Consider the following 23399-nt stretch of genomic DNA (forward strand, 5'->3'; position numbering starts at 1 on the left):
ATCAGGTCTCCGGTCGCAGCCGACAAAGGACTCGTCTTTTCCGGGCGCGATCCCTAATCTCTTAGGGGCAAGGGTCAAGTGTCATCTGGTTCAGGCCCAGGAGTTCTTTCATGCGCGCCCCGGCAAGACCGCCGCTGCACGGCTTGAAGAAAAGGCTCGATCGTTCGCGCGCCGAGCGCGAGCGCATGCCGCGCGACGGTTTTCTGCGCGAGACTTTCGTCCTGCCGCGTTCGGATGCGCGGCTCAAAGCCAAGGAATGGTTCGAGCGCTTCCCCAAGCAGGCCTACTGGACCGAAATCGAAAGCTGGTTCGAACGGCCGGGGGATGTGATCGAATTTACGATCCGGCGGCTGCCCGCGGCGGACTAGGACTCCACCAACAGCCGCCTTGCGCCCGGCCCTTGGGCACTCAGCCGGTCTTCCCTGTTCCTTAACGGACATTTGTCGATCGACATGCAGCCGCAGCCGATGCAGTCGGTCAGGCCGTCGCGCAGCTTCTTCAACTGGCTGATCTTGCGGTCGAGGTCGTCGCGCCAGCCGGTCGACAAAAGGTTCCAGTCTTCGCGCGTCGGCGTGCGGCCTTCCGGGAGTGATTCAAGTGCGGCGCCGATCTCGGCCAGCGAAATGCCGACCTCCTGCGCCACCTTGATGATCGCCACCCGCCGCAGCACGTCGCGGCCATAGCGCCGCTGGTTGCCCGATGTGCGGTGGCTGCGGATCAGCCCGCGCGCCTCGTAGAAATGCAGCGCCGACACCGCCACACCGCTGCGCATGGCCACTTGGCCAACCGTCAATTCCTTTACCGGAGCCATCTCGATCTTTCCGCTTGACCTCAAGTTAAGTTGAGCTTGTAGCCAGGAAATGTCGATAGGGCAATTGAGGAGAAGGCGATGTGCGCCTGGGTGAGAATGACGCAAGAAGCAGCAGCCGTTCGCGACGGCGCGTTTAAGATCCTAGCCGAGCTGCCGGATGGCTTCGCCGGCAACCACGGCGACGGACAGCGCGACGTTGATGCTGCGCGTGCCCGGCTGCATTGGGATCGTCAGCCGCGCATCCGCCGCCTGGTGGACAGAATCCGGCACGCCGGCCGATTCGCGGCCGAACAGCAGGATGTCGCCATCGGCAAAGGCAAAGCCGGTGTAGGCGGTCGCGCCTTTGGTGGTGAGCAGCACCAAACGGCGCGATTCTCGCTTGCGCCAATCCTCGAAGGCGTTCCAGTCGACATGCCGGGTCAGGGCAGCCATTTCGAGATAGTCCATGCCGGCGCGTTTGAGCGCTTTGTCGGAGAGCGGGAAGCCGGCCGGTTCGATGATATCGACGCCGAGGCCGAGGCAGGCGGCGAAGCGCAGGATTGTCCCGGTGTTGCCGGCAATGTCAGGCTGATAGAGGGCGATGCGGAGACGGTGGTTCATTTCCGCGTCTTTCTAATAAGTGGCAGATCGGCCACAGCGGTCTCCTGGTTTCGGAAATTGCTGGCCCTGCGGGTGGTCATTTTCTGCGAAGTCGATTATACCGCACGCATTGTCAACCCGAACCGATGGAGGGGTATTTCATGATGACCATGCACATCCAGCGCCCCTCCCGTGGGCTTACCTGCCTGCCGGCGGTTTCGGTACGACGATTTACCTGACTTCTTAGATCTGATCGCACCGATTCCCGCCGAACCCAGTTTTCGGCCGTTGAAGGAATCTTGCGATGTTTTTCAAACTGTTAAAGGGGCTGACCGCCCCAGCTGAGCGTGTCCCGACCGAGGTGTCCCCTCGCGTCCCGACCGACGCAATCCGTGCCTCCGGCCGAATGCCGGCGCACCATGTTGCTTCGCCTTTCTATCTCTATTTGCACACGGAGGATGGACCGATGTTCGATCCCTACAAAATACCTGGTTCAAGAAGCCTGCACGAGCGCAAGACGGCGACCTGGGCGTTGCTGATCGGCGAGACCTACTCGTCGGCGGTCCACGCGGAGACCCGCCGGCGTCCGCATCGCGGCATGCTGCCGGATGTCGATTTCTCGCGCGCGGTTCCCGATCACAGCCGGCCGTCGCTGGTGCGCCGGATCATCCGGCTGATCCGGCCGGGCGCGAAAAATCGAGCCGGCAGCGGCGTGCCGTCAGGTCAGTCTAACGCGTCTGTCGGCGAAAAGCCCGCAAGTCCCTATATTGCGCGAAGCAGGACCGATGGCCCAGGTGATTCCGGGCCGTCGGTCCCCGATTCGTACGCTCCGGGGATCTTTCCCGCGCCGCGTGAGCGGACAACAATTTTGTGAGCATCACTATGTTTAGCTGGTTTGAAAAAAGGCTCGATCCGTTCCCCGCAGCGGAACCGGTCGAGCCGCCGAAGACGCTGGTTGCCTTCTGCGTGCATTATACGCGCGGCGCCTGGCCCTACATCATCGTCGATGCGGTGCTGGTGACGGCGATCGCGGTGGCCGAAGTGTGGATGTTCGGCTTCATGGGTCGTATCGTCGACTGGCTGTCCGGCCAGAATCGCGAAACCTTCCTGCAGACCGAGAGCTGGAAGCTCGCCGGCATGGCCTTCGTCGTGCTGTTCGCGCTGCCGGGCACGGTATGGCTGCATTCGCTGCTCAACCAGCAGACGCTGATGGGCAACTATCCCATGCGCATCCGCTGGCAGGTGCATCGCTATCTCTTGAAGCAGTCGATGAGCTTCTACCAGGACGAGTTCGCCGGCCGCATCGCCACCAAGCTGATGCAGACCGCGCTCGCCGTGCGCGAATGCGTCATCAAGGTGATCGACGTGCTCAACTACGTCATCGTCTATTTCCTCGGCATGCTGTTCATCGTCGGTTCGGCCGACTTGCGGCTGGCGGCACCACTTGGCGTCTGGCTGCTCGGCTATATCGGGCTGTTGCGCTACTTCATCCCGAAGCTCGGCAAGGTCGGCGAGGCGCAGGCCAATGCGCGTTCGACCATGACCGGCCGCGTCGTCGACAGCTACACCAACATCCAGACGGTCAAGCTGTTTTCCCATGCGCGCCGCGAAGCAACGTTCGCCAAAGAGGGGATGGCCGGCTTCCTCGACACGGTTTACCAGTCGATGCGGCTGGTGACGGTGCTGTACGGCCTGCTCTACATCCTCAATGCGCTGCTCTTGTTTTCGGTGACGGCGCTGGCGCTGTGGCTGTGGCTCGGCCAGGCGGTGACGATCGGTGCGGTTGCCGTGGTCATCGGCCTGGTGCTCCGTATGTGGGGCATGTCGCAGTGGATCATGTGGGAAATGTCTGGCCTGTTCGAGAACATCGGCACGGTGCAGGACGGCATAGCCTCGATCTCGCTGCCGCGCCTGGTCGAGGACCAGCCGGGGGCGAAGGACATTGCCGTCACCAAGGGTGAGATTCAGTTCGACGATATCCGCTTCCACTACGGCAAGCAGAAGGGCGTCATCGAGAGCCTGTCGCTGACGGTGAAGCCCGGCGAGAAGGTCGGCATTGTCGGCCGCTCGGGTGCGGGCAAGTCGACGCTGGTCAACCTGCTGTTGCGCTTCTACGACCTCGAGAACGGCCGGATCCTGATTGACGGTCAGGAGATCGCTTCGGTGACGCAGGATTCGCTGCGCGCGCAGATCGGCATGGTGACGCAGGACACCTCGCTGCTGCACCGTTCGGTGCGCGACAACATCCTTTATGGCCGGCCGGACGCCACGGAAGACATGCTTGTCGAGGCAGCCGGGCGGGCCGAGGCGCTGGAGTTCATCGGCGGGCTTTCCGACCACACTGGCCGCAAAGGGCTCGACGCTCATGTCGGCGACCGCGGCGTCAAATTGTCCGGCGGCCAGCGGCAACGCATCGCCATTGCTCGCGTTATGTTGAAGGACGCGCCGATACTTATCCTTGACGAAGCGACGTCGGCACTGGATTCCGAAGCCGAGGCCGCCATCCAGGAGAATCTCTACAAGATCATGCAAGGCAAGACCGTCATCGCCATTGCGCACCGGCTGTCGACCATCGCGGCGATGGACAGGCTTGTCGTGCTCGACAAGGGCCGTGTCATCGAGGAAGGATCGCACGAGGAACTCGTCGCCAGCGGCGGGCTCTACGCGCAGCTCTGGCAGCGTCAGTCGGGCGGATTCCTGTTCGACGACGGTCCAGTCGATGCCGCCAATGACGCCATGGCCAAAGGAGAAGCCGCGGAGTGATGACGTCAGCATGATGACAGCCGTCTATCGCTGGTTCGAGAACTGGGTCTATCCGTTCAGGGAGCCAGCGAATCTTCGGCCACCGTCAAGCGTTGGCGGCTTCCTCTGGCACTATGTCGGCCAGGCGAAGTTCGCCTTCTTCGCCATGCTGGTCATCGGCGGCTTCGCGCCGCTGATCGAGGCCGGGCTGTTCTACTTCGTCGGGCGGCTGGTCGATATTCTCGACCAGCTTCCTGGTGAACGCAGCTGGCACGCGCTGTGGGCCGCTGCCGGGCCTGAGCTTGTCTTCATGATCGCGGTGGTGCTGGTCATCCGCACCGTGGTCGTCGGCATGGCGGCGCTGGTCAACGAACAGACGATTACGCCGGGCTTCTACAATCTGGTGCGCTGGCAGGCGCACCGGCATGTGTCGCGCCAGTCCTACACCTTCTTCCAGAACGATTTCGCCGGCCGCATCGCGACAAAAGTCTGGCAGGCGGGGCAAGCGACCGGCGACCTGATGGAGAGCTTCATCGAGGTCATCTGGTTCATGCTCATCTATACGGTGACGACGCTGGCGCTGGTCGCCGGGCTCGATCTGCGCCTGGCCGTGCTGGTGGTGGTCTGGATCCTCGCTTTCGCCTGGCTGGCCAAGCTCTATCTGCCCTCGATCCGCAGGAATGCCGAGGCCACGGCTGAAGCCGGCTCGATGATCAATGGGCGTATCATCGATTCCTATTCCAATGTGCAGACGCTAAAACTGTTCTCGGCCGATGGCGACGACCGCTACATCAGGAACGGCTTCGACATTTATCTTGACGCACTGCGGCCTTTCACCCGGCGGTTGACCGGCGTTCGCATGGCGCTGACCACCCTGTCGGGGATCATGATCACCGCGATCGGCTGCTTTGCCGTCTATCTCTGGGTCGAAGGGTCGATCACCGTCGGCGCCGTCGCTTTCACGCTTTCGCTGGTCCTGCGGCTCAACATGCTGCTTGGGCGAGTGATGATGCAGCTTAACGGCATATTGCGAAATCTCGGCGTGCTGGAAAACTCCAAGGCGCTGATCTCGCAACCGCTGGGACTGATCGATGCGCCGGATGCCAAAGAGCTTGTCGTCGCCGGCGGTCGCATCGACGTGAAGAATGTCGAGTTCCACTACGGCAAAGGGTTCGGCGTGCTGAACGGCATCAACCTTGTCGTGCGGCCGGGCGAGAAGGTTGGGCTGGTCGGGCCGTCTGGCGCCGGCAAGACGACACTCGCCAACCTCATCTTGCGCCTCTACGACCTCGAAGGCGGGTCGATCACCATCGACGGCCAGAACGTTGCCAATGTGACGCAGAACTCGCTGCGCGCCAATATCGGTGTCGTCAGCCAGGACACCGCGCTCTTCCACCGTTCGCTGCGCGACAACATCAAGCTCGGCATGCCGGATGCGACCGACGCCGAGGTGATCGCGGCGGCGACGAAGGCCGAAGCGCACGACTTCATATTGGGCCTGCGCGACAACCGGGACCGTGCCGGCTACGAGGCCTTTGTCGGCGAGCGTGGCGTGAAACTGTCAGGCGGCCAGCGCCAGCGCGTGGCGATCGCCCGCGTCTTCCTCAAGGATGCGCCAATCCTGATCCTCGACGAGGCGACTTCGGCGCTTGATTCCGACATCGAGGCGGCGATCCAGGAGAACCTGGCAAAGCTGATGGAGAACAAGACGGTGATCGCCATCGCGCACAGGCTGTCGACCATTGCAGCGCTCGACCGGCTGGTGGTGCTGGACGGCGGCCGCATCGTCGAACAGGGCACGCATGACGAACTGGTGGCCAGGGACGGGCTCTATGCACGGCTGTGGAAACGGCAATCTGGCGGCTTCCTCTATCACGAGGAAAGCGTGCTGGAAGAGACCCGGCCGGCGGAGTAGAACGCTGGAATGTCGGTCCGGATGCCCTCGAATTTTGGACAAAGCAGCGCGCAGGAGAGCGCGCTCGACCTGCTTGGCCACGAGATACTGGCTGAAAAGGCAGCCGCGCTCGGCCGCGCCGGCCAGCGTGTCGAGGAGGCACTGAAGAAGCTGCGCGAGAACAGCGACGACGACCATCGCCCCCGGCTGCTGAAAGAAGCCGCCGCGGCGGTGCACGCCTATTTCATTCAGCGCGAACTCTGCGGTTTGCGCCGGCATGAGTCGGTGATCCGTGAATATGACATCCCAAGGGCCGTGCTGGTCAGGCTCGGCGCCAGCTAGAGGTCGCCGGCCGGCAAACGATCATTCCAGCCATTCGGTGATGAAACTGCCGTTTTCGTGGATGTCGGTCGATTCGAGCGGGCCGGGTCCGAGATTGGTGAATTTGTGTGGCGTGTTCGGCGGCACGATCAGGATCTGGCCAGCCGTGGCCTCGATCTGCTGGTCGCCGATCGTGAACAGGCCGGTGCCCTGGCGGATGATGAAGATCTCGCTATAGGGGTGGCTGTGCAGCCGCGGGCCGCCGCCGATCTCCGCCTGGTAATTGAAGATCAGGCAAGAGTTGGAGCCATGGGCGGCGAGTTGCAATTCGCCCTGCCAGCGGCCGGGCGTCCTGGTCCAGGTCTCGAGGTCGATGATGTGTGCCATGTCGGCGAGACTAGATCACGGCAAGCTGTCCTGTCGAGACAGGCGGGATGCCCAGGATTTGCTGAGATTTCCCGGTTGTTTAGCCGCCTTTTCCGGCCGTTGGGCGTCTGGCCGGCTGACACGGTGTTTCGTCCCCGCGACAATCTGCCCTTGTGGCCTCACCCCGCTGGACAAAAACGGGCTTCACGCATAAACCGAAATCCAAATGCCGGAGGAATTCGCTAGCTTGTTCGCCATGCGCTGTCGGGCCGGCGCGATGGAGCGGGGACAAAGCTCGGCCGCCGGCTCGGAAGAGGCGAAAGGATCAGGCACCCGTGAGCGCAACCGACACCCAGGATCCCAACCGTCGTGATTTTCTCTACGTCGCCACCGGCATGGCCGCAGTGGTCGGCGCAGGGGCCGTCGCCTGGCCGTTCATCGACCAGATGCGCCCCGATGCCTCGACGCTGGCGCTGGCCTCGGTCGAGGTCGATGTTTCCTCGCTGACCCCTGGCACGTCGCTGATCGTCAAATGGCGCGGCAAGCCGGTCGTGGTGCGCAACCGCACCGAGCAGGAGATGAAGGACGGCGAGGCCGTCAACCTTGCCGATCTCAAGGATCCGATCGCCCGCAACGCCAATCTGCCGGCCGATGCGCCGGCGACCGACGCCAACCGCACCACGCCCGGCAAGGAAGCCTGGATGGTGATGGTGCAGGTCTGCACGCATCTGGGCTGCATTCCGCTCGGCCAGGAAGGCGATTTCGGCGGCTGGTTCTGCCCGTGCCACGGGTCGCAATACGACACCGCCGGCCGCATCCGCAAAGGCCCGGCGCCGGAAAACATGGCTGTGCCGGTATTCAAGTTCATTTCCGATACCAAAATCCTTATCGGTTGAGGCAGGGGATATTTCGATGAGCGAGGGACACTCGACCTATACGCCCAAGACCGGTATCGAACGCTGGTTCGACGCCCGCATGCCGCTGCCGCGCATGGTCTATGACAGCTTCATCGCCTATCCGGTGCCGCGCAACCTCAACTATGCCTGGACCTTCGGCGGTATCCTGGCGATCATGCTGGTGGCGCAGATCCTGACCGGCATCGTGCTGGCCATGCACTATACGGCCGACACCAATCTCGCCTTCAATTCGGTCGAGAAGATCATGCGCGATGTGAATTCGGGCTGGCTGTTACGCTACATGCACTCCAACGGCGCCTCGTTCTTCTTCGTCGCCGTCTACATCCACATCTTCCGCGGGCTCTATTACGGCTCCTACAAGGCGCCGCGCGAGCTGCTGTGGATCCTCGGCTGCATCATCTACCTCTTGATGATGGCAACCGGCTTCATGGGCTATGTGCTGCCCTGGGGTCAGATGAGCTTCTGGGGCGCTACCGTTATCACCGGCTTCTTCAGCGCCATTCCGCTTGTCGGCGACTGGATCCAGCAGCTGCTGCTCGGCGGTTTCGCCGTCGACAATCCGACGCTCAACCGCTTCTTTGCGCTGCACTATCTGCTGCCGTTCATGATAGCTGGCGTCGTTGTGCTGCACGTCTGGGCGCTGCATGTGGTCGGCCAGTCGAACCCGACCGGCATCGAGGTCAAGTCGAAGACCGACACCGTCGCCTTCACCCCTTACGCGACCATCAAGGACGCGTTCGGCATGATCGTGTTCCTGTTCTTCTTCGCCTATTTCGTCTTCTACCTGCCGAATTTCCTCGGCCATCCGGACAACTACACGGTCGCCAACCCGTTGAAGACGCCGGCCCATATCGTGCCCGAATGGTACTTCCTGCCGTTCTACGCGATCCTGCGCGCCATCACCTTCAACATCGGGCCGATCAACTCTAAGCTCGGCGGCGTTCTGTGCATGTTCGGCGCTATCGTCATGCTGTTCCTGGTGCCGTGGCTCGACACCTCCAAGGTACGCTCGGCGGTTTACCGGCCCTGGTACAAGCTGTTCTTCTGGCTGTTCGTGGCCGATGCCGTCCTGCTTGGCTGGCTGGGCTCGCAGCCGGCGGAAGGCGGCGGTCTGCTGACCCTCGTGATAGGTGAGGTCTCGGGCAACTACGTTGGCTACGCTCAAGCGGCGACGCTGTTCTACTTTGCCTTCTTCCTCGTCATCCTGCCGGTGCTCGGCCTGATCGAGACGCCGCGCAGACTGCCGAATTCGATCACCGAGGCGGTGCTGGAGAAGAACAAGGGTGCCGGTGGGGGACATCCGGCGGGTGCGACCTCCGCGCCGGAAACCAAGGGCTGAGCGAGAATCTAAGGGGATTTGGCATGAAAAAGATTCTCACCTCGCTCGCCCTGCTCGGCCTGTTTGCCGGCGGCATCGGGTCCGTCGGCAGCGTGGCTATTGCCGCCGAAGAGGCACACAACCCGGCAGCGCCGACGCATTTTCCGATCGACGAGCCGAAGGAAATGGACTGGAGCTTCGCCGGTCCGTTCGGCACCTATGACAAGGCGCAGTTGCAGCGTGGCCTGAAGGTCTACAAGGAGGTCTGCTCGGCCTGCCATTCGATGAATTTGGTGTCGTTCCGCACGCTGGAAGGTCTTGGTTATTCGGAGGCGCAGGTGAAGTCCTTTGCCGCCGAATACACCATCCACGACGGTCCCAACGATGCCGGCGACATGTTCGACCGCCCGGGCAAGCCATCCGACTATTTCCCGGCGCCGTTCGCCAATGAGGCGGCGGCCGCTGCCTCCAACGGTGGCGCTGCTCCGCCCGATATGTCGCTGCTGGCCAAGGCACGCGGCGTCGAGCGCGGCTTTCCGCGCTTCGTCTTCGACATCTTCACCCAGTATGCTCAAGGCGGCCCGGATTACATTCACTCGCTGCTCACCGGCTACGACCAGACGCCTCCGGCCGGCATGGTGATCCCGGAAGGCACGCACTACAATCCGTACTTCATGTCCGGCGTGTCGCTGAAGATGCCCAAGCCGCTCTCCGACGGCCAGGTCACCTATGATGACGGCTCGCCGCAGACGGTCGACCAGTATTCGCGCGACGTCTCCGCCTTCCTGATGTGGGCCGCCGAGCCGCATATGGAAGACCGCAAGAAGACCGGCTTTCGCGTGCTGGTGTTCCTGCTTCTGTTCGGGACGCTGATGTATCTGACCAAGCGCAAGGTATGGGAAGGCGTGGCGCACTAAGCGCCACCAGCCAAGTCAAAAAAAGGGCGCCGAGAGGCGCCCTTTTGCTTTTGCGGAGGCGGCTTGTCACATGGCGGTCACTGCAGCTGGCGATCCTGTGACGCCCTCATCAAAGGATCGCACCCATGAAAAGATATGCATCGCTCGCGGCAGGACTGCTGCTGCTCATCGCCGGCTCGGCCGCCCAGGCCGAAGACGCAAAACCCTTCGTCACCAACAAGGATGTCGACCTGACGATGATCCTGCCGCCGCCGCCGGCCAACGATTCGGCCGAGACCAAGGCTGAGCTCGGCGCGGTGCTGACGCTGCAGGTGACGCGCACGCCCGAAATGGAGGCCAGCGCCGTTGCCGACGCCGAGGAAGACGTCTGGCGCTTCACCAATGTCATGGGGCCGAACTTCAACAAGGAAAAGCTGCCGAAATTCGCTGCCTTCTTCGATCGTGTGGTGGCCACTGAAGGCGCCGTCGTCGATCCGGCCAAGGATGTCTGGAAGCGGCCGCGTCCGCACCAGCTTAGCGGCCTCGTCAAGCCGGTGGTCAAGCTGTCGAGCTCCGGCTCCTGGCCTTCGGGTCATGCCACGGTCGGCACCATGATGGGCATCATTCTCGCCGATATGGTTCCGGAAAAGCGCGCCGAGATTATGGCCCGTGCGGCCGAATACGCCCACAACCGCGTGGTCGGCGGCATCCACTATCCGTCCGATGTCGAGATGGGCAAGATTTCCGGCAGCGTCATCGCCGCCGTCTTGCTCAACCGCGACGACTTCAAGGCCGAGTATGACGTGGCCAAGGCCGAGCTGCGTTCCGACCTCGGTATGTAAGCTATTCCCAACAATCGGTTTTCGACGGGAAGGGGCGCCAGAGGCGCCCCTTTTTCGTTTATGCCTGTGGCCAAGAGGCAGTTCGGCAATTCGCCCGTTGGCATGGCGGCATCCGATTGATATTCGACGCAGCGAGCTTGTCTTGCCATGGCAATGGAAATCGATGATGCGGCTACGCGACTGTCACAACTTTTCCGATTTCCGCCGCATGGCGCAGCAGCGGCTGCCCGGGCCGATCTTCAACTACATCGACGGCGCGGCGGACGACGAGGTCACCTATCGCCGCAACACCGAGAGTTTCGAGCACTGCGACCTCGTTCCCAATGTGCTGCGCGGTGTCAGCGAGATCGACATGTCGGTGACCGTGATGGGCCAGAAGCTGGCAATGCCCGTCTATTGCTCGCCGACCGCCTTGCAGCGGCTGTTCCACCATCAGGGCGAGCGCGCGGTGGCCAAGGCTTCGGCCAAATTCGGCACTATGTTCGGCGTCTCCTCGCTGGGCACGGTCAGCCTCGAGGAAGCGCGCAAGATCAGCAGCAGCCCGCAGGTCTACCAGTTCTATTTCCACCGTGATCGCGGCCTCAACCGGGCGATGATGCAGCGGGCCAAGGCGGTAGGCGTCGAGGTGATGATGCTGACCGTCGACAGCATCACCGGCGGCAATCGAGAGCGCGACAAGCGCACCGGCTTTGCCATTCCCTTCAAGCTCAGCCTTGCCGGAATGCTGCAGTTCGCGCTGAAGCCCGGCTGGGCGATCAACTATTTTACCCATGAGGGATTCAAGCTGCCGCAGCTCGACGAGCATGTCGACATGGGCGGCGGCACGATGTCGATCAGCCGCTATTTTACAGAGATGCTCGATCCGTCGATGACCTGGGACGATGTCGCCGAGATGGTCAGACTGTGGGGAGGTCCGTTCTGCCTCAAGGGCGTCATGTCGGTGGAGGACGCCAGGCGCGCCGTCGAGATCGGCTGCAGCGGTATTGTGCTGTCGAACCATGGCGGCCGGCAGCTGGACGGCTCACGCGCTGCGTTCGACCAGTTGGCGGAGATCGTCGATGCCGTTGGCGACAGGATAGACGTCATCATGGATGGCGGCGTGCAGCGCGGCACGCATGTGCTGAAGGCGCTGTCGCTCGGCGCCAAGGCTGTCGGCGTCGGCCGCTACTATCTGTTCCCGCTGGCGGCTGCGGGCCAGCCGGGCGTCGAACGGGCGCTCGAGCAGATGCGGGTCGAGATCGAGCGCGGCATGAAGCTGATGGGCTGCAGTTCGATCGAACAATTGTCGCGCAACAATCTCCGTTTCAGGTAATCTCGGCTCATGAAATCCTCGCTCGAAGACACGCTGCTCGCCGCGATCCGCACCATTCCGGACTATCCCAAGCCCGGCATCCTGTTTCGCGACATCACCACGCTGCTCGGCAATGCGCGTGCGTTCCGCCGCGCCATTGACGAGCTGGTGCATCCCTATGCCGGCCAGAAGATCGACAAGATCGCCGGCATCGAGGCGCGTGGCTTCATCCTCGGCGGCGCTGTCGCGCACCAGCTTTCGGCCGGCTTCGTGCCGATCCGCAAGAAGGGCAAGCTGCCTTACGAGACGGTGCGCGTCGCCTACAGCCTGGAATACGGGCTGGACGAGATGGAGATGCACAAGGATGGCGTTGCGCCGGGCGAGAAGGTGATCCTGGTCGACGACCTGATCGCCACCGGCGGCACGGCGGAAGCGGCGGTCAAGCTGCTCAGGCAGATCGGCGCAGACATCCTGGCGGCATGCTTTGTGATCGATCTGCCGGACCTCGGTGGGCGAGCCAAGCTTGAGGCGCTGGGTGTGCCGGTGCGGACGCTGATCGGGTTTGAGGGACATTAGAGTAGGGAACTTTTTCCCTTCTCCCCTTGTGGGGTGAGAAGCGGTCCGCTTGAGCGGACGAAAAGCCAATTGCTTGGCTTTTCGAGCTTCGAACGCCCTGAGCCTTGCGAAGGGCCGGGGGCCGATCCACCTGCCGGGTCCCCGCTGCTTCGCAGCGTCCCGGCGTTCGCCGGCCTTTCATCGTGCCACTGGCACGATGAATTCGCCTGGGCGAACCGGCTGTTCACCCCACAAGGGGAGAAGGAAGAGGGCGCTGCTACTCCACCTTCACCAGCACCGCGCTGTCGAATGCGATGACCTTGTCGCCGGTCGAATCGGAGGCCTCGCAGAGCAGCGTCAGCAGGCTCCAGCCGGGACGCGCGGGAAGCGGGCGGTGTGCCAGCGCCGTGCGCGTGAAGGTGACGGTCTCGCCGGCATAGACCGGCTTCAGCCATTTCAGGTTCCGGAAGCCGGGCGAGGGGCCGAATTCCGGCTGCGGGCCCGGGCCGGTCCAGCGCACGCCCTCGGTCTCCATGCGCTTTTCGAGGTTGTATTTCATCCAGGTGGCGGCGGTGTGCCAGCCCGAGGCGCAGAGCCCGCCGAGCACGCTCTTCTTCGCCGCCTCCTCGTCGACATGGAAGATTTGCGGATCGTATTTGCGGGCGAAGGCCTTGATCTCGTCGGGCTCGAATCTGTGTGAGCCCAGCGTCACGGTGACGCCGATCAGGAAGAACTCGTCGAGCGTCATGCGGCGGCCTCGCGGGTCAGGAACATGCCGGTGTTCTCGAGCTCGAAGACGCTTTCGCCGCGCTGGTTGAACAATTCGCTGCGCATGATGACGAGGCCGAGCTGAGGCCGCGATTTGGACTGGCGCTTGGCAAGCACGGTGAGGGTGCCGGTAAGCCGGTCGCCGGCCAGGACCGGCTTCTTCCATTTGACATGGTCGATGCCGGGCGAACCTTGCGAGGTCGAGTCGAGCAGGAAGGCATCGCACAGCATGCGCATGAACATGGCGCAGGTGTGCCAGCCCGAAGCCGACAGGCCGCCGAGAATGCTGGCCTTGCCGGCTTCCTCGTCGAGATGCATCGGCTGGGCATCGAATTCGCTGGCGAACTCGATGATCTCTGCAGCACTCACCTGCTTGACGCCGAGGTCGAACGAGCCGCCCTCGACGAAGTCCTCATAGGCCCAGGTCTTTGCGGTCATGATCCTAATCCGGTTCAAGGTTGTACGATCACCGGGCATCCGGATGCCGTCCGGGCGGCGTTTGGTCAAGCAATTTTCACTGATCCAGGCCTGTCAGAGCCAGCCGCGGCGGCGGAAATACCAGAAGGGCAGGATCGCCGACAGGATCATCAGGCCGATCGCGAAGGGATAGCCGAGCTGCCATTTGAGCTCCGGGATGACGTCGAAATTCATGCCGTAGATCGAAGCCACCAGCGTCGGCGGCAGGAAGATGACGGCGGCGACCGAGAAGATCTTGATAATGGCGTTCTGTTCGATCGAGATCATGCCGAGCGTCGCGTCGAGCAGGAACGAGATTTTCTGCGACAGGAAGGTGGCGTGGTCGGCGAGCGACAGCACGTCGCGCGATACGGTCTTGATGCGGGCGCGGACGTCCTTGCTCATCTTGATCTGGGTCGCGACATGGGCGAGGAAGCCTGAGAGGCGCTGCAGCGAGATCAGGCTGTCGCGGATCGAGGAGGCGATGTCCTCCTTGCGGCCGATGGCCTTGAGCAGTTCCTGGAAATCGCGGTTGCGCTTGTTCACCTTGGTCGAGCGCGCTTCGAAGATATCGCGCGAGATCGTCTCGATGTCGCGGCCGGCGCGTTCGAGAATGTCGGCGAGCCGATCGACGATCGCCTCCAGCAGGCCGATCAGGATGGTGTTTCCCGTGGTGCAGCCGGTCGCCACCTTCTCGGCCCGCAGCGGAAAGGTCTTGAACGCCTTCGGCTCATGATAGCGGATGGTGACCAGTCTCGGGCCGGCAAGCACGAAGGTGACCGGCGACATCAAGGGATCGTCGATCTCGGTCTGCGCCGGCAAAGTGGCGGTCATGAAATAGGCGCCGTCCTCGATGTAGAGCCGGCTCGAAATCTCGATCTCTTCCATCTCCTCACGCGTCGGGATGGCGACGCCGAGCCAGGTCTCGATCGTCGTTTCCTCTTCCTTGGTCGGGTTCAGAAGGTCGGCCCAGACGACGTGGTCGCTGTCGGTCGCGAGATCGTCAGTGACGCGCAGGCGGTCATTGTCGACGACGAAGGCCTTGATCATCGCCGCTCTCCGTTGGTTGGGGCAGGCGTGTCATGGACGACGCCTGTTTCAGGACTATGACCGGCTCAACGATCGAGACAGGCGCTGCCGGAGGATGTTTGCTGCGCTTAGACCCGGCGACTGGCAAGGTCAAGCCGGGCCCACCTCATGGACATGGCACTCTTAAGTGTTGAACTTGAACAGCAGGACGTCGCCGTCCTGGACGACATATTCCTTGCCTTCGTCGCGCGCCTTGCCGGCTTCCTTGGCCGCCACTTCGCCGCCCAGCGTGATGTAGTCATTATAGGCGATGGTCTGGGCGCGGATGAAGCCGCGTTCGAAATCGGTGTGGATGACGCCGGCCGCCTGCGGGGCCTTGTCGCCCTTGTGGATGGTCCAGGCGCGCGTCTCCTTCGGACCGGCGGTGAAATAGGTGATGAGATGCAACAGGTCGTAGCCGGCGCGGATGACCTTGTTGAGGCCAGGTTCTTCGAGCCCGAGCGAGGACAGAAACTCCATCTCTTCTTCGTCCGAGAGCTGGGCGACTTCCGCCTCGATCGCAGCTGAGATCACCACCGTGCCGGCACCCTGCGCGGTGGCCATCTTTTCCACGGCCTTGGTATGCTCGTTGCCCGTGGCAGCGTCGGCCTCGGCGACGTTGCAGACATAGAGCACGGGGTGTGACGTCAAGAGATTCAGTCCCTGCAGAATGCGCAAATCTTCCGCTGAAATGCCCTTGAGCAGGATGCGGGTCGGCTTGCCGGCCTGCAGCAATTCGAGCGCTGCCTCCATCATCGGCAGCACGGTGGTGGCTTCCTTGTCCTTCGAGCCGGCGCGCTTGCGTATCTGCACGATGCGGCGCTCGAGGCTGTCGAGGTCGGCGAGCATCAGCTCGGTCTCGACCGTCTCGGCGTCGGCGACAGGGTCGATGCGACCCTCGACATGGGTGATGTCGTCATCCTCGAAGCAGCGCAGCACGTGCACGATGGCGTCGACCTCGCGGATGTTGGCGAGGAACTGGTTGCCCAGCCCTTCGCCCTTGGAGGCGCCGCGCACCAGGCCGGCAATGTCGACGAAGGAGATGCGGGTCGGGATGATCTCCTTCGACTTGGCGATCGCCGCGATCTTCTGCAGGCGCGGATCGGGCACCGCGACTTCGCCGGTGTTCGGTTCGATGGTGCAGAACGGATAATTGGCGGCCTGCGCCGCCGCCGTCCTCGTCAACGCGTTGAAAAGCGTTGACTTGCCGACGTTGGGCAAGCCAACGATGCCGCATTTGAAACCCATGTGTCCGGTCCTATCGGGAAACTAGAAATTTGATGAGGGCTATGGGCGATAGGGGTGAGCAACGTCAAGCCCTGGAACCCTGATCGTGTCGACGCTCAGTCTTTCTTGCCGAACAGCTTCTTCAACATCGCCGCCATCGGGCCGCTCTCCGGCAGCCTGGCCGGGACCTGCTGGGGCCGTGCCTGGCGAATGTGGCTTTGGGTCTTCGGCGCCTTGGGCGGCGGGCGGTCGTCGTCGCCGGTCGGCACGAGCTTGTCGCGCAAGGCCAGCGTCACCCGGTTCATGAAGGAACTGTCGTCGCCCCTGGCCAGCAGCCCGGCATCGTCGGCGATGGTGTCGAGCAGAACGTTCAGCCATTCGCGGTCGGCTTTGGCGAAGTCGCCCAGCACATGGCCCTGCACCATTTCCCTGACGCCGGGATGGCCGACGCCGATGCGTACACGGCGATAATTCTTGCCGACGTGCTGGTCGAGCGAGCGGATGCCGTTATGGCCGCCGGCGCCGCCGCCGACCTTGACCCGCAACTTGCCGGCCGGCAGGTCGATCTCGTCGTAAAAGACAGTCAGCGCCTCGGGGCCAAGCTTGTAGAAGCGCAAGGCTTCGCCAACCGTCTGTCCAGACAGGTTCATGAAGGTCTGTGGTTTGACCAGCAGGATCTTTTCGCCGGCAATCGTGCCTTCGGCGATCAGGCCCTGGAACTTCTTCGACCAGGGCGAAAAGGAATGGCGGCGGGCAATTGCGTCCGCCGCCATGAAGCCGACATTGTGCCGGTTATCAGCGTATTTCGCGCCCGGATTGCCGAGGCCTGCAAAGACAAGCATCGTGCGCTCCGGACCCGAAAATTACTTCTCTTCGGCGGCAGGGGCCGCCGCTTCGGGAGCTGCCGCTTCCGCCGTCTCTTCCGCCTCCGGCTTCATCGCCGAGGAGCCGGCAATGGTCGCGATGGTGAAGTCGCGGTCGGAGATCACCGGCTTGACGCCGGCCGGCAGGGTAACCGCCGAGATGTGGATCGAATCGCCAATGTCGGAACCGGTGAGATCGACGGTGATGAATTCCGGGATCGCATTGGCCGGGCAGTGGAACTCGACTTCGTGACGCACGATGTTGAGCACGCCGCCGCGCTTGATGCCGGGCGACTTGTCTTCATTGATGAAGTGGACAGGCACGTCGACATTGACCTCGGTGTCCTTGCCGATGCGCAGGAAGTCGACATGGACCGGGAAATCCTTGACCGGGTCGAGCTGGAAATCCTTGGGCAGAACCTGGATTTTCTTGCCGTCGACATCGATCGTGGCGATCGTGGTCAAAAACCCGCCGCCATGGATTTTGTAGAAGACGTCCTTGTAGTTCAGCGCAATAGCCAGGGGAGGCTGCTTGTCGCCATAAATGACTGCAGGCACTTTACCGTTACGGCGAACTGCACGGGCGGACCCCTTACCGACCTGTTCGCGCGCTTCGGCCTTGAGCTCGTAAGTATCGTGGCTCATGGCATTTCCTTTCGCGTGTTATGGAGCGTTTGCGGCGGGCAATGTGCCTGGACCGTAAACGTCGAAAGCCGCCAGGCCTGGATGTCCCAGAGAACGCGGCCGCTTTGACACGGAGCTTTGTTCGGGATCACCAAGGGGAAGGCAGCCTTCCGCCGCGTTGCCTCCAAGGGTGTCTACGCGGGTGGCGGCTCTATAGCGGAAGGCGGGAAAGGGTGCAAGTCGGTGGCAATGGTCGGTATTGCGCTTTGAATTTCTGCTTTGTCCATGATCGGACATTTCCAAGTCCAAACCTGCTGTTGGCACCCAGAGGTAGGCCATTCCTCGCCGGAGATATTCCACCGCCTAGATATTCTCCCGCGTGTAGATCTCGAACGGCAAAATCGTCGTGACATTGCCGCTTTCGTTCGGGGCTGAGACGGCGCGGACCATGCCGGCCAGCGCTTCCTGCGCGATGCGGGCGAGCGGGTGCGAGATGACGAAGGTCAGCGTGCCGTCGAGCAGTGCCGGGCGGGTCGAGTCCATCAGTTCATAACCGACTACGACGATGCTGCCGGCGCGGCCGGTGGAGCGGAGCGCGGCGATGGCGCCGGTGATACCGCCGCCGGCGACATAAAGGCCGGACAGATCCGGATTTTCGTTGAGCAGCTTTTCGGTCATCTCCTGCGCGATCGCGCTGGATTCGAAGGTCAGCAGCGGCTCCAGCAGCGTGAAATCAGGCGCGTGCTCGCGGAAATAGGAGCGGAAACCGCTTTCGTTCATCTCCTGGCAGCGATAGCGATGATTGCCGACGAGGATGCCGAGCTTGCCGGGCGCCTTGCAGACATGCTCGAAAACCCAGGCTGCGGTGCGCCCGACCTTCCAATTGTCGAGGCCGATATAGTTGACATGGCCTGTCGCCGAGATCTGTGAGATCAGCGCGAAGACCGGGACGTTGCGGGCATGCAGCGCATCGACCGCCTGGGTGACGAGAGGATGGACTGCGGCGACAACGCCGACGGCGTCGCATTCGGCGCCGAGCGCCAGCAGGCGGGCGGCGACCTGCTGCGGTGACAGATCGTCTAGAAACTCGGTGCGCAGTTCAATCTCGCAGTCAGGCATGGTCGGCGCCACCGCGCGCAGTGCCTCGGCGATGTTGCGATAGAAGGCGCGGCCGGGCTGGTGCAGCAGGAAGCCGAAGCGGTAGCGCGGCCGGGCGGCCGCTATGCGGCTGCGCAGTGCGCCCATGCCGTAGAAGCCGATCTGTTCGGCCGCCAGCCTGACGCGCTCGCGCGTGTCTTGGCGGACGGCGCCTGCGCCGCTCAGCACCCGGTTGACGGTGGCCACCGAAACCTTGGCCTCGGAGGCGACATCCCTGATCGTCGGCCGCTTGCTCTGATCCATTTCGTCTCATCCGTCTGTAGCAATTGATACAAAGATATCATTTGCCATGCACGATTGATATGAATGACACAATCAATTTGGAATAAACATTCTATTCTTGATTCATTTTGGATCAAGATGTTTATCTCAACAAAAGCAAGCAAGGCGGACGCACCGCCAGCCCAGGGATAGCAGCAGCACAGCGCAGACGAGTGTTCGCCCACCGCCCCGGCGGTGTCAGGCAGCGTGCGCGTGCGGCCCATCCCAAGGCGTTGCGGTGCGGCATTGCGGGTGGAGGATTGGCGTGGACGATCTCAAATACGGCGCGCGCGACAAGCGCGGTGACTGGAAGCCGAACGGGCGCATCGAGGGCGCGCCGTTGTTGAACTGGCCGCCCAGGCTGCCGAAGATCCTGGCATGGCTGCCCGGCTATATCTGGCCGTGGAATGCGTTCCACATGGCCACGGCGCTGATCTACTGGTTCTATGTCGTCCCCGGTGTCGAGACGATGAAAACCCTCAGCTGGGGCTGGGCGTTGTGGCTCTACGCCGTCAACGCCGCGGCGATCCTGGTGTTCTACGGCATCTTCGAGCTGCGCTATTACATCAGGCGCGCCCAGGCGACGCGGTTCAAATACAACCACAAATTTCCAGGCGATGCGCCCTCGGATGTGTTCTGGTTCCAGAGCCAGAACCTCGACAACTTCCTGCGCTCGTTCTTCATCACCATCCCGTTGTGGACCGTGGTCGAAGTCATTTTCCTGTGGTGCTTTGCCAATGGCTACGCACCGTGGGTCAGCTGGTCGGATCATCCAGTCTACCTCGCCGCACTGGTGCTGATCGCGCCGGCCATCCACGAGGTGCATTTCTTCTTTATCCACCGCCTGATCCACTGGGGACCGCTGTATCGCTGGATCCACTCGGTCCACCACAATTCGATCAACCCCTCGCCGTGGTCGTCGCTGTCGATGCATCCGGTGGAAGGGTTCCTCTATCACGCGGTTGCCTTCTGGCACCTTGTCATCCCGTCCAATCCGATCGTCGCGCTGTTCCAGCTGCATGTCGCGGGCTTCGGCGCCGTCAACGGTCATCTCGGTTTCGACAAGCTGGAAGTGACCGACGACACGGCCGTCGATAGCCATGCCTACGCGCATTACCTGCACCACAAATATTTCGAGGTGAACTACGGCGGCGACGGGCTGATCCCGCTCGATCGCTGGTTCGGCACCTGGCACGACGGCACCAGGGAGGGCGACGCCATGATGGACGCCCGGTTCCAGAAAAAGAAGGAACGCATGAACGCCAAGGCTGCGGCGAACCATTGATCAATTGACCCCACGCGCAACGGGAGAGGTGCGCGCGCAGATGAATTCAACGTTTTTCTAAATCCGTCCAAGGACGGCAACCGGGAGGAAATGAAATGAAACGCACCACGAAACTCTTGACGGCGATGATGACGGCGGCCGTGCTGGCGACATCAGCTACAGCCGCGATGGCCGACGGGGCGAAGATCTTCGTCATCGGCGGCAAGGCGGACGACCCGTTCTGGTCGAAGGTCAAGAAGGGCGCCGACGACGCCGGCAAGGTTGCCGAACTGACCGGCGGCTCGGTCACCTGGCTCGGTCCGCAGAACTACGACAATCTCGGCCCTGACGCGGCCAAGCTGATCCGCACCGCGCTCAGCCAGAAGCCCAGCGCCATCGTCGGCCCCGACTGGGTGCCGGAGGCCATGGATGACGCCTTCAAGGAAGTCGTTGCCGCGGGCGTGCCGCTCATCATCTACAATTCCGGCGGCATGGATGCAGCCAAGCGGCTCGGCGCCATGAACTATGTCGGTAACGAAGAATACACGGCCGGTCTGGGCGGCGGCGCCTATTTCGGCAACCACGGCGCCAAGAACGTGCTGTGCGTCAACACCTTGCCGGGCTCCACCAACACCGAAGACCGCTGCAAGGGCATTGCCGACGCCATCGCCAAGACCGGCGGCAAATCGAGCCAGCTGCCGCTGCCTTCATCCAGCTTCGGCAACCCGACCGCGGTCGCCGAGGCGATCAAGGCCGCCGTGTTGAAAGACAATACGCTCGACGGTGTCATCACCATCAGCGCCGGCGACGCCAACAGCGCGGCCAACGCCATCAGCCAGGCCAGTGTCGGCGACAAGGTCAAGCTTGCGTCGTTCGACATGGATGAAACCGGCCTGCAGCGCATCAAGGACGGCACACAATTGTTCGCTGTCGACCAGCAGCCCTATTTGCAGGGCTACCTCGCGGTGTCGCTGCTCAACGGCTTCGTCAACTATGGGCTGGACCTGCCGACGAAACCGGTGCTGACCGGGCCGGGGATCGTCGACGCGGCCAATGTCGAGGCGACGATGGGTGGCGCGGCGGCCGGCGCCCGGTAGCGCTGCGCAGTTGCCTTCTCCCCTTGTGGGAGAAGGTGGATCGGCGCGCAGCGCCGAGACGGATGAGGGGTGTTGGAGGAAACGCCAACGCCTCACTCCGCCCAGCCCCCATCCATCGTTCAAGCCAGGGAGCACATCGATGACATCCCAAGCCCATCACCAACCCGCGGTGGCGGTGACAGCGCCCCCGCACTCTTCGATGCCCTCGATCGGCAGCCTCGTGCGGCGCCCGGAGGTGGGCTCGCTGATCGGCATGATCGCTGTTCTCGTCTTCTTCTCGATCTTCGGCGGCGCCAATTTCCTGTCGGCCGGCGGGTCCGCCAGCTGGCTCAACGTCGCTTCGGAACTTGGCATCATTGCGCTGCCGGTGGGGTTGCTGATGATCGCCGGGCACCTCGATCTGTCCATCGGGTCGATGATCCCGGCCAGCTCAATGACCATTGCCATTCTCTCGGGCCACTTCGGGTTGCCGATCATCGTCGGCATCCTCGCGGCGCTCGGCCTCGGGCTGGCCGTAGGCTTCATCAACGGCGTCCTGGTGATCCGCACCAAGGTGCCGTCCTTCGTCGTCACGCTCGCAACGCTGTTCGCGCTGGCCGGCCTGACGCTCGGCCTCTCGGTCATCCTGTCCGGCAGCACGAGTGTGGCGCTGAAGAGCGGGCCGACCGCCAAGCTTTTGTTCGGCGACTATCTTGGCGGCAAGTTCCAGGTCACCCTGTTCTGGTGGATCGCCATCATCCTGATCGTCGGCTTCATCCTGAATTTCTCGCGCTTCGGCAACTGGATCCTGGCCATGGGCGGCGATGCGGTCAGCGCCCGCAATGCCGGTATTCCGACCGACCGGGTCACCATCGCGCTGTTCATGAGCAGTGGCCTGTGCGCTGCATTCGTCGGCATGTCGCAGGCGATCCTCTACAACAGCGCCCAGGTGGCGGCGGGACAGTCGTTCATCTTCAACTCGATCATCGCGGTGGTCATCGGCGGCGTGCTGCTGACTGGCGGCTACGGCTCGGTGGTCGGCATCGTCTTGGGCACGCTGACCTTCTCGATCGTCAACCAGGGCATCTTTTACACCGGTTTCGACGCCAACTGGGCGAGCCTGATCATCGGCGTCCTGCTGCTCGCCGCCGTGCTGATGAACAACACTTTTCGCACCATGGCGCTGACCTACGCGCCGCGTGCCAAGTCGAGGGTCCGCTGATGACCACGCCCCTGCTCAGGCTGACCGCAATCAACAAGTCGTTCGGTCCGATCGACGTCCTCCATGACATTTCGCTGGAGGTTAACGCAGGCGAGGTGCTGTGCCTGCTCGGCGACAATGGTGCCGGCAAATCGACGCTGATCAAGATCCTTTCCGGCGTCCACAAGCCGACATCGGGGACAATGGAAATGGACGGCAAGGCAGTCGAATTCGCCAGCCCGCGCGACGCCAGCGACCATGGCATCGCCACCGTCCACCAGTTTGGCGGGACGTTCGCGCTGATGAGCATCGGCCGCTCCTTCTTCGTCGGTGCCGAGCCGACAAGGCGCTGGGGGCCGCTCACCATCTACGATCGCAAGCGGGCCAACGAGATCGCCGTCACCGAGATGCGCCAGCTCGGCATCACCCGTATCGACGATGGCGACCGCCTCGTCGGCGGACTGTCAGGCGGCGAACGCCAGGTGCTGGCCATCGCGCGCGCCGTACATTTCGGCGCCAGCGTGCTGATCCTCGACGAGCCGACCGCGGCCCTTGGCGTCAAGGAGGCGGCGCATGTGCTGCGCATCGTGCTGCAGGCGCGCCGCAAGGGCATCGCGGTCATCTTCATCACCCACAATGTCGTCCATGCGCTGACCGTCGGCGACCATTTCGCCGTGCTGATCAGAGGCTCCAAGGCCGCCGATTTCCGCAAGGGCGAGAAAAGCCGCGAAGCGATCACCGATCTGATGGCCGGCGGCGAGCAGATGGCTGAGCTCGAAGCCGAGATCGAGAGCTTCAGCGCGACACAGTGAAGACGCCCATCTCCTCCTCCCGGGCATCTTCCTGTGCGGCCGGCGGAATTCCGCCGGCCGCCTTTTCAACCAACCAGAGATAAGCTTGC

25 protein-coding genes are annotated in these 23399 nt (G+C 62.7%); 15 read left to right on the top strand and 10 right to left on the bottom strand.

Translation table 11 applies throughout. The features are described from left to right. Positions 1 to 110: 110 nt before the first annotated feature. Positions 111 to 368, top strand: a complete 258-nt coding sequence (locus AC1DZ8_RS11980; RefSeq protein WP_477285335.1) for a hypothetical protein — start codon at positions 111 to 113, stop codon at positions 366 to 368. On the opposite strand, the gene soxR is transcribed toward AC1DZ8_RS11980, so the two are convergent. Both soxR and AC1DZ8_RS11990 read right to left on the bottom strand, forming a co-directional pair. Continuing rightward, the gene (soxR, locus tag AC1DZ8_RS11985) at positions 365 to 811 is read right to left on the bottom strand and encodes a redox-sensitive transcriptional activator SoxR (protein ID WP_477400923.1); all 447 of its coding nucleotides are present in this window, start codon (positions 809 to 811) and stop codon (positions 365 to 367) included. The genes AC1DZ8_RS11980 and soxR overlap by 4 nt on opposite strands. 141 nt (positions 812 to 952) lie before the next feature. Further along, entirely contained in the window at positions 953 to 1411 is a 459-nt protein-coding gene (locus AC1DZ8_RS11990) for a tRNA (cytidine(34)-2'-O)-methyltransferase (RefSeq protein WP_477303181.1), read from the bottom strand. A gap of 445 nt (positions 1412 to 1856) precedes the next feature. Between AC1DZ8_RS11990 and AC1DZ8_RS11995 the strand changes: the two genes are divergently transcribed. From AC1DZ8_RS11995 to AC1DZ8_RS12010, 4 genes are read left to right on the top strand one after another with little or no spacing between them, the layout of a single operon-like run. Further along, the gene (locus AC1DZ8_RS11995) at positions 1857 to 2264 is read left to right on the top strand and encodes a hypothetical protein (protein ID WP_477303179.1); all 408 of its coding nucleotides are present in this window, start codon (positions 1857 to 1859) and stop codon (positions 2262 to 2264) included. 8 nt (positions 2265 to 2272) lie between these two features. After that, positions 2273 to 4153: an ABC transporter ATP-binding protein gene (locus AC1DZ8_RS12000; protein ID WP_477303177.1), complete on the top strand. Its 1881-nt coding sequence runs from the start codon at positions 2273 to 2275 to the stop codon at positions 4151 to 4153. A gap of 10 nt (positions 4154 to 4163) precedes the next feature. Further along, entirely contained in the window at positions 4164 to 6047 is a 1884-nt protein-coding gene (locus AC1DZ8_RS12005) for an ABC transporter ATP-binding protein (RefSeq protein ID WP_477303175.1), read from the top strand. A 9-nt stretch (positions 6048 to 6056) separates the two neighbouring features. Continuing rightward, positions 6057 to 6368 (top strand): DUF6665 family protein, encoded by a 312-nt coding sequence (locus AC1DZ8_RS12010; RefSeq protein WP_477303173.1) that lies wholly within the window; start codon positions 6057 to 6059, stop codon positions 6366 to 6368. A gap of 21 nt (positions 6369 to 6389) precedes the next feature. Here AC1DZ8_RS12010 and AC1DZ8_RS12015 read toward each other — a convergent pair whose 3' ends face one another. Continuing rightward, entirely contained in the window at positions 6390 to 6734 is a 345-nt protein-coding gene (locus tag AC1DZ8_RS12015; RefSeq protein ID WP_477303171.1) for a cupin domain-containing protein, read from the bottom strand. A gap of 314 nt (positions 6735 to 7048) precedes the next feature. Between AC1DZ8_RS12015 and petA the strand changes: the two genes are divergently transcribed. The 6 genes from petA to AC1DZ8_RS12045 all read left to right on the top strand — a co-directional run bounded on the left by petA (position 7049) and on the right by AC1DZ8_RS12045 (position 12553). Further along, entirely contained in the window at positions 7049 to 7609 is a 561-nt protein-coding gene (gene petA / locus AC1DZ8_RS12020) for a ubiquinol-cytochrome c reductase iron-sulfur subunit (RefSeq protein ID WP_477303169.1), read from the top strand. Positions 7610 to 7625: 16 nt separating this feature from the next. Continuing rightward, entirely contained in the window at positions 7626 to 8969 is a 1344-nt protein-coding gene (locus AC1DZ8_RS12025; protein ID WP_477303167.1) for a cytochrome b, read from the top strand. A 23-nt stretch (positions 8970 to 8992) separates the two neighbouring features. Beyond that, complete coding sequence (locus AC1DZ8_RS12030) at positions 8993 to 9865, top strand: cytochrome c1 (protein ID WP_477303165.1); 873 nt, start codon at positions 8993 to 8995, stop codon at positions 9863 to 9865. Positions 9866 to 9990: 125 nt separating this feature from the next. Then, positions 9991 to 10686 carry an acid phosphatase gene (locus tag AC1DZ8_RS12035; protein WP_477303163.1) on the top strand — a complete coding sequence of 232 codons (696 nt, stop codon included), beginning with the start codon at positions 9991 to 9993 and terminating at the stop codon, positions 10684 to 10686. Positions 10687 to 10852: 166 nt separating this feature from the next. Beyond that, the gene (locus AC1DZ8_RS12040) at positions 10853 to 11998 is read left to right on the top strand and encodes an alpha-hydroxy acid oxidase (RefSeq protein ID WP_477303161.1); all 1146 of its coding nucleotides are present in this window, start codon (positions 10853 to 10855) and stop codon (positions 11996 to 11998) included. 9 nt (positions 11999 to 12007) lie between these two features. Continuing rightward, on the top strand, positions 12008 to 12553 hold the full coding sequence (locus tag AC1DZ8_RS12045; protein ID WP_013529989.1) for an adenine phosphoribosyltransferase: 546 nt from the start codon (positions 12008 to 12010) through the stop codon (positions 12551 to 12553). A gap of 256 nt (positions 12554 to 12809) precedes the next feature. On the opposite strand, the gene AC1DZ8_RS12050 is transcribed toward AC1DZ8_RS12045, so the two are convergent. The 7 genes from AC1DZ8_RS12050 to AC1DZ8_RS12080 all read right to left on the bottom strand — a co-directional run bounded on the left by AC1DZ8_RS12050 (position 12810) and on the right by AC1DZ8_RS12080 (position 18939). Further along, entirely contained in the window at positions 12810 to 13280 is a 471-nt protein-coding gene (locus AC1DZ8_RS12050) for a MaoC family dehydratase (protein ID WP_477303158.1), read from the bottom strand. Further along, positions 13277 to 13738: a MaoC family dehydratase gene (locus AC1DZ8_RS12055; protein ID WP_477303156.1), complete on the bottom strand. Its 462-nt coding sequence runs from the start codon at positions 13736 to 13738 to the stop codon at positions 13277 to 13279. The genes AC1DZ8_RS12050 and AC1DZ8_RS12055 overlap by 4 nt, the downstream gene beginning before the upstream one ends. A 93-nt stretch (positions 13739 to 13831) precedes the next feature. Continuing rightward, a complete protein-coding gene (gene corA, locus AC1DZ8_RS12060) occupies positions 13832 to 14806 on the bottom strand; it encodes a magnesium/cobalt transporter CorA (RefSeq protein ID WP_477303154.1) in 975 nt (324 codons plus the stop codon). A gap of 162 nt (positions 14807 to 14968) precedes the next feature. Next, a complete protein-coding gene (gene ychF, locus AC1DZ8_RS12065) occupies positions 14969 to 16072 on the bottom strand; it encodes a redox-regulated ATPase YchF (RefSeq protein ID WP_477303152.1) in 1104 nt (367 codons plus the stop codon). A 95-nt stretch (positions 16073 to 16167) separates the two neighbouring features. Next, positions 16168 to 16893: an aminoacyl-tRNA hydrolase gene (gene pth, locus AC1DZ8_RS12070; RefSeq protein ID WP_477303150.1), complete on the bottom strand. Its 726-nt coding sequence runs from the start codon at positions 16891 to 16893 to the stop codon at positions 16168 to 16170. A gap of 21 nt (positions 16894 to 16914) precedes the next feature. Next, a complete protein-coding gene (locus AC1DZ8_RS12075; protein WP_477303148.1) occupies positions 16915 to 17559 on the bottom strand; it encodes a 50S ribosomal protein L25/general stress protein Ctc in 645 nt (214 codons plus the stop codon). A gap of 342 nt (positions 17560 to 17901) precedes the next feature. Beyond that, positions 17902 to 18939 (bottom strand): LacI family DNA-binding transcriptional regulator, encoded by a 1038-nt coding sequence (locus AC1DZ8_RS12080; RefSeq protein ID WP_477303146.1) that lies wholly within the window; start codon positions 18937 to 18939, stop codon positions 17902 to 17904. A gap of 283 nt (positions 18940 to 19222) precedes the next feature. Between AC1DZ8_RS12080 and AC1DZ8_RS12085 the strand changes: the two genes are divergently transcribed. The 4 genes from AC1DZ8_RS12085 (at position 19223) to AC1DZ8_RS12100 (ending at position 23310) form a co-directional block, all read left to right on the top strand. Beyond that, a complete protein-coding gene (locus AC1DZ8_RS12085) occupies positions 19223 to 20242 on the top strand; it encodes a sterol desaturase family protein (RefSeq protein ID WP_477303144.1) in 1020 nt (339 codons plus the stop codon). 95 nt (positions 20243 to 20337) lie between these two features. After that, complete coding sequence (locus tag AC1DZ8_RS12090) at positions 20338 to 21318, top strand: sugar ABC transporter substrate-binding protein (protein ID WP_477303143.1); 981 nt, start codon at positions 20338 to 20340, stop codon at positions 21316 to 21318. A gap of 199 nt (positions 21319 to 21517) precedes the next feature. Continuing rightward, entirely contained in the window at positions 21518 to 22519 is a 1002-nt protein-coding gene (locus AC1DZ8_RS12095) for an ABC transporter permease (protein WP_477303867.1), read from the top strand. After that, positions 22519 to 23310 (top strand): ATP-binding cassette domain-containing protein, encoded by a 792-nt coding sequence (locus tag AC1DZ8_RS12100; protein ID WP_477400929.1) that lies wholly within the window; start codon positions 22519 to 22521, stop codon positions 23308 to 23310. Before AC1DZ8_RS12095 ends, AC1DZ8_RS12100 begins: the two co-directional genes overlap by 1 nt. Positions 23311 to 23399: the final 89 nt, after the last annotated feature.

The sequence above is a fragment of the Mesorhizobium sp. P2_F7 genome (assembly GCF_056403695.1).

Excerpts from the sequence above, each read along its gene's own strand:
- AC1DZ8_RS11980 (WP_477285335.1), top strand. The coding sequence starts at position 111 with ATGCGCGCCCCGGCAAGACCGCCGCTGCACGGCTTGAAGAAAAGGCTC.
- soxR (WP_477400923.1), bottom strand. The coding sequence starts at position 811 with ATGGCTCCGGTAAAGGAATTGACGGTTGGCCAAGTGGCCATGCGCAGC.
- AC1DZ8_RS11990 (WP_477303181.1), bottom strand. The coding sequence starts at position 1,411 with ATGAACCACCGTCTCCGCATCGCCCTCTATCAGCCTGACATTGCCGGC.
- AC1DZ8_RS11995 (WP_477303179.1), top strand. The coding sequence starts at position 1,857 with ATGTTCGATCCCTACAAAATACCTGGTTCAAGAAGCCTGCACGAGCGC.
- AC1DZ8_RS12000 (WP_477303177.1), top strand. The coding sequence starts at position 2,273 with ATGTTTAGCTGGTTTGAAAAAAGGCTCGATCCGTTCCCCGCAGCGGAA.
- AC1DZ8_RS12005 (WP_477303175.1), top strand. The coding sequence starts at position 4,164 with ATGATGACAGCCGTCTATCGCTGGTTCGAGAACTGGGTCTATCCGTTC.
- AC1DZ8_RS12010 (WP_477303173.1), top strand. The coding sequence starts at position 6,057 with ATGTCGGTCCGGATGCCCTCGAATTTTGGACAAAGCAGCGCGCAGGAG.
- AC1DZ8_RS12015 (WP_477303171.1), bottom strand. The coding sequence starts at position 6,734 with ATGGCACACATCATCGACCTCGAGACCTGGACCAGGACGCCCGGCCGC.
- AC1DZ8_RS12025 (WP_477303167.1), top strand. The coding sequence starts at position 7,626 with ATGAGCGAGGGACACTCGACCTATACGCCCAAGACCGGTATCGAACGC.
- AC1DZ8_RS12030 (WP_477303165.1), top strand. The coding sequence starts at position 8,993 with ATGAAAAAGATTCTCACCTCGCTCGCCCTGCTCGGCCTGTTTGCCGGC.
- AC1DZ8_RS12035 (WP_477303163.1), top strand. The coding sequence starts at position 9,991 with ATGAAAAGATATGCATCGCTCGCGGCAGGACTGCTGCTGCTCATCGCC.
- AC1DZ8_RS12040 (WP_477303161.1), top strand. The coding sequence starts at position 10,853 with ATGCGGCTACGCGACTGTCACAACTTTTCCGATTTCCGCCGCATGGCG.
- AC1DZ8_RS12045 (WP_013529989.1), top strand. The coding sequence starts at position 12,008 with ATGAAATCCTCGCTCGAAGACACGCTGCTCGCCGCGATCCGCACCATT.
- AC1DZ8_RS12050 (WP_477303158.1), bottom strand. The coding sequence starts at position 13,280 with ATGACGCTCGACGAGTTCTTCCTGATCGGCGTCACCGTGACGCTGGGC.
- AC1DZ8_RS12055 (WP_477303156.1), bottom strand. The coding sequence starts at position 13,738 with ATGACCGCAAAGACCTGGGCCTATGAGGACTTCGTCGAGGGCGGCTCG.
- corA (WP_477303154.1), bottom strand. The coding sequence starts at position 14,806 with ATGATCAAGGCCTTCGTCGTCGACAATGACCGCCTGCGCGTCACTGAC.
- ychF (WP_477303152.1), bottom strand. The coding sequence starts at position 16,072 with ATGGGTTTCAAATGCGGCATCGTTGGCTTGCCCAACGTCGGCAAGTCA.
- pth (WP_477303150.1), bottom strand. The coding sequence starts at position 16,893 with ATGCTTGTCTTTGCAGGCCTCGGCAATCCGGGCGCGAAATACGCTGAT.
- AC1DZ8_RS12075 (WP_477303148.1), bottom strand. The coding sequence starts at position 17,559 with ATGAGCCACGATACTTACGAGCTCAAGGCCGAAGCGCGCGAACAGGTC.
- AC1DZ8_RS12080 (WP_477303146.1), bottom strand. The coding sequence starts at position 18,939 with ATGGATCAGAGCAAGCGGCCGACGATCAGGGATGTCGCCTCCGAGGCC.
- AC1DZ8_RS12090 (WP_477303143.1), top strand. The coding sequence starts at position 20,338 with ATGAAACGCACCACGAAACTCTTGACGGCGATGATGACGGCGGCCGTG.
- AC1DZ8_RS12095 (WP_477303867.1), top strand. The coding sequence starts at position 21,518 with ATGCCCTCGATCGGCAGCCTCGTGCGGCGCCCGGAGGTGGGCTCGCTG.
- AC1DZ8_RS12100 (WP_477400929.1), top strand. The coding sequence starts at position 22,519 with ATGACCACGCCCCTGCTCAGGCTGACCGCAATCAACAAGTCGTTCGGT.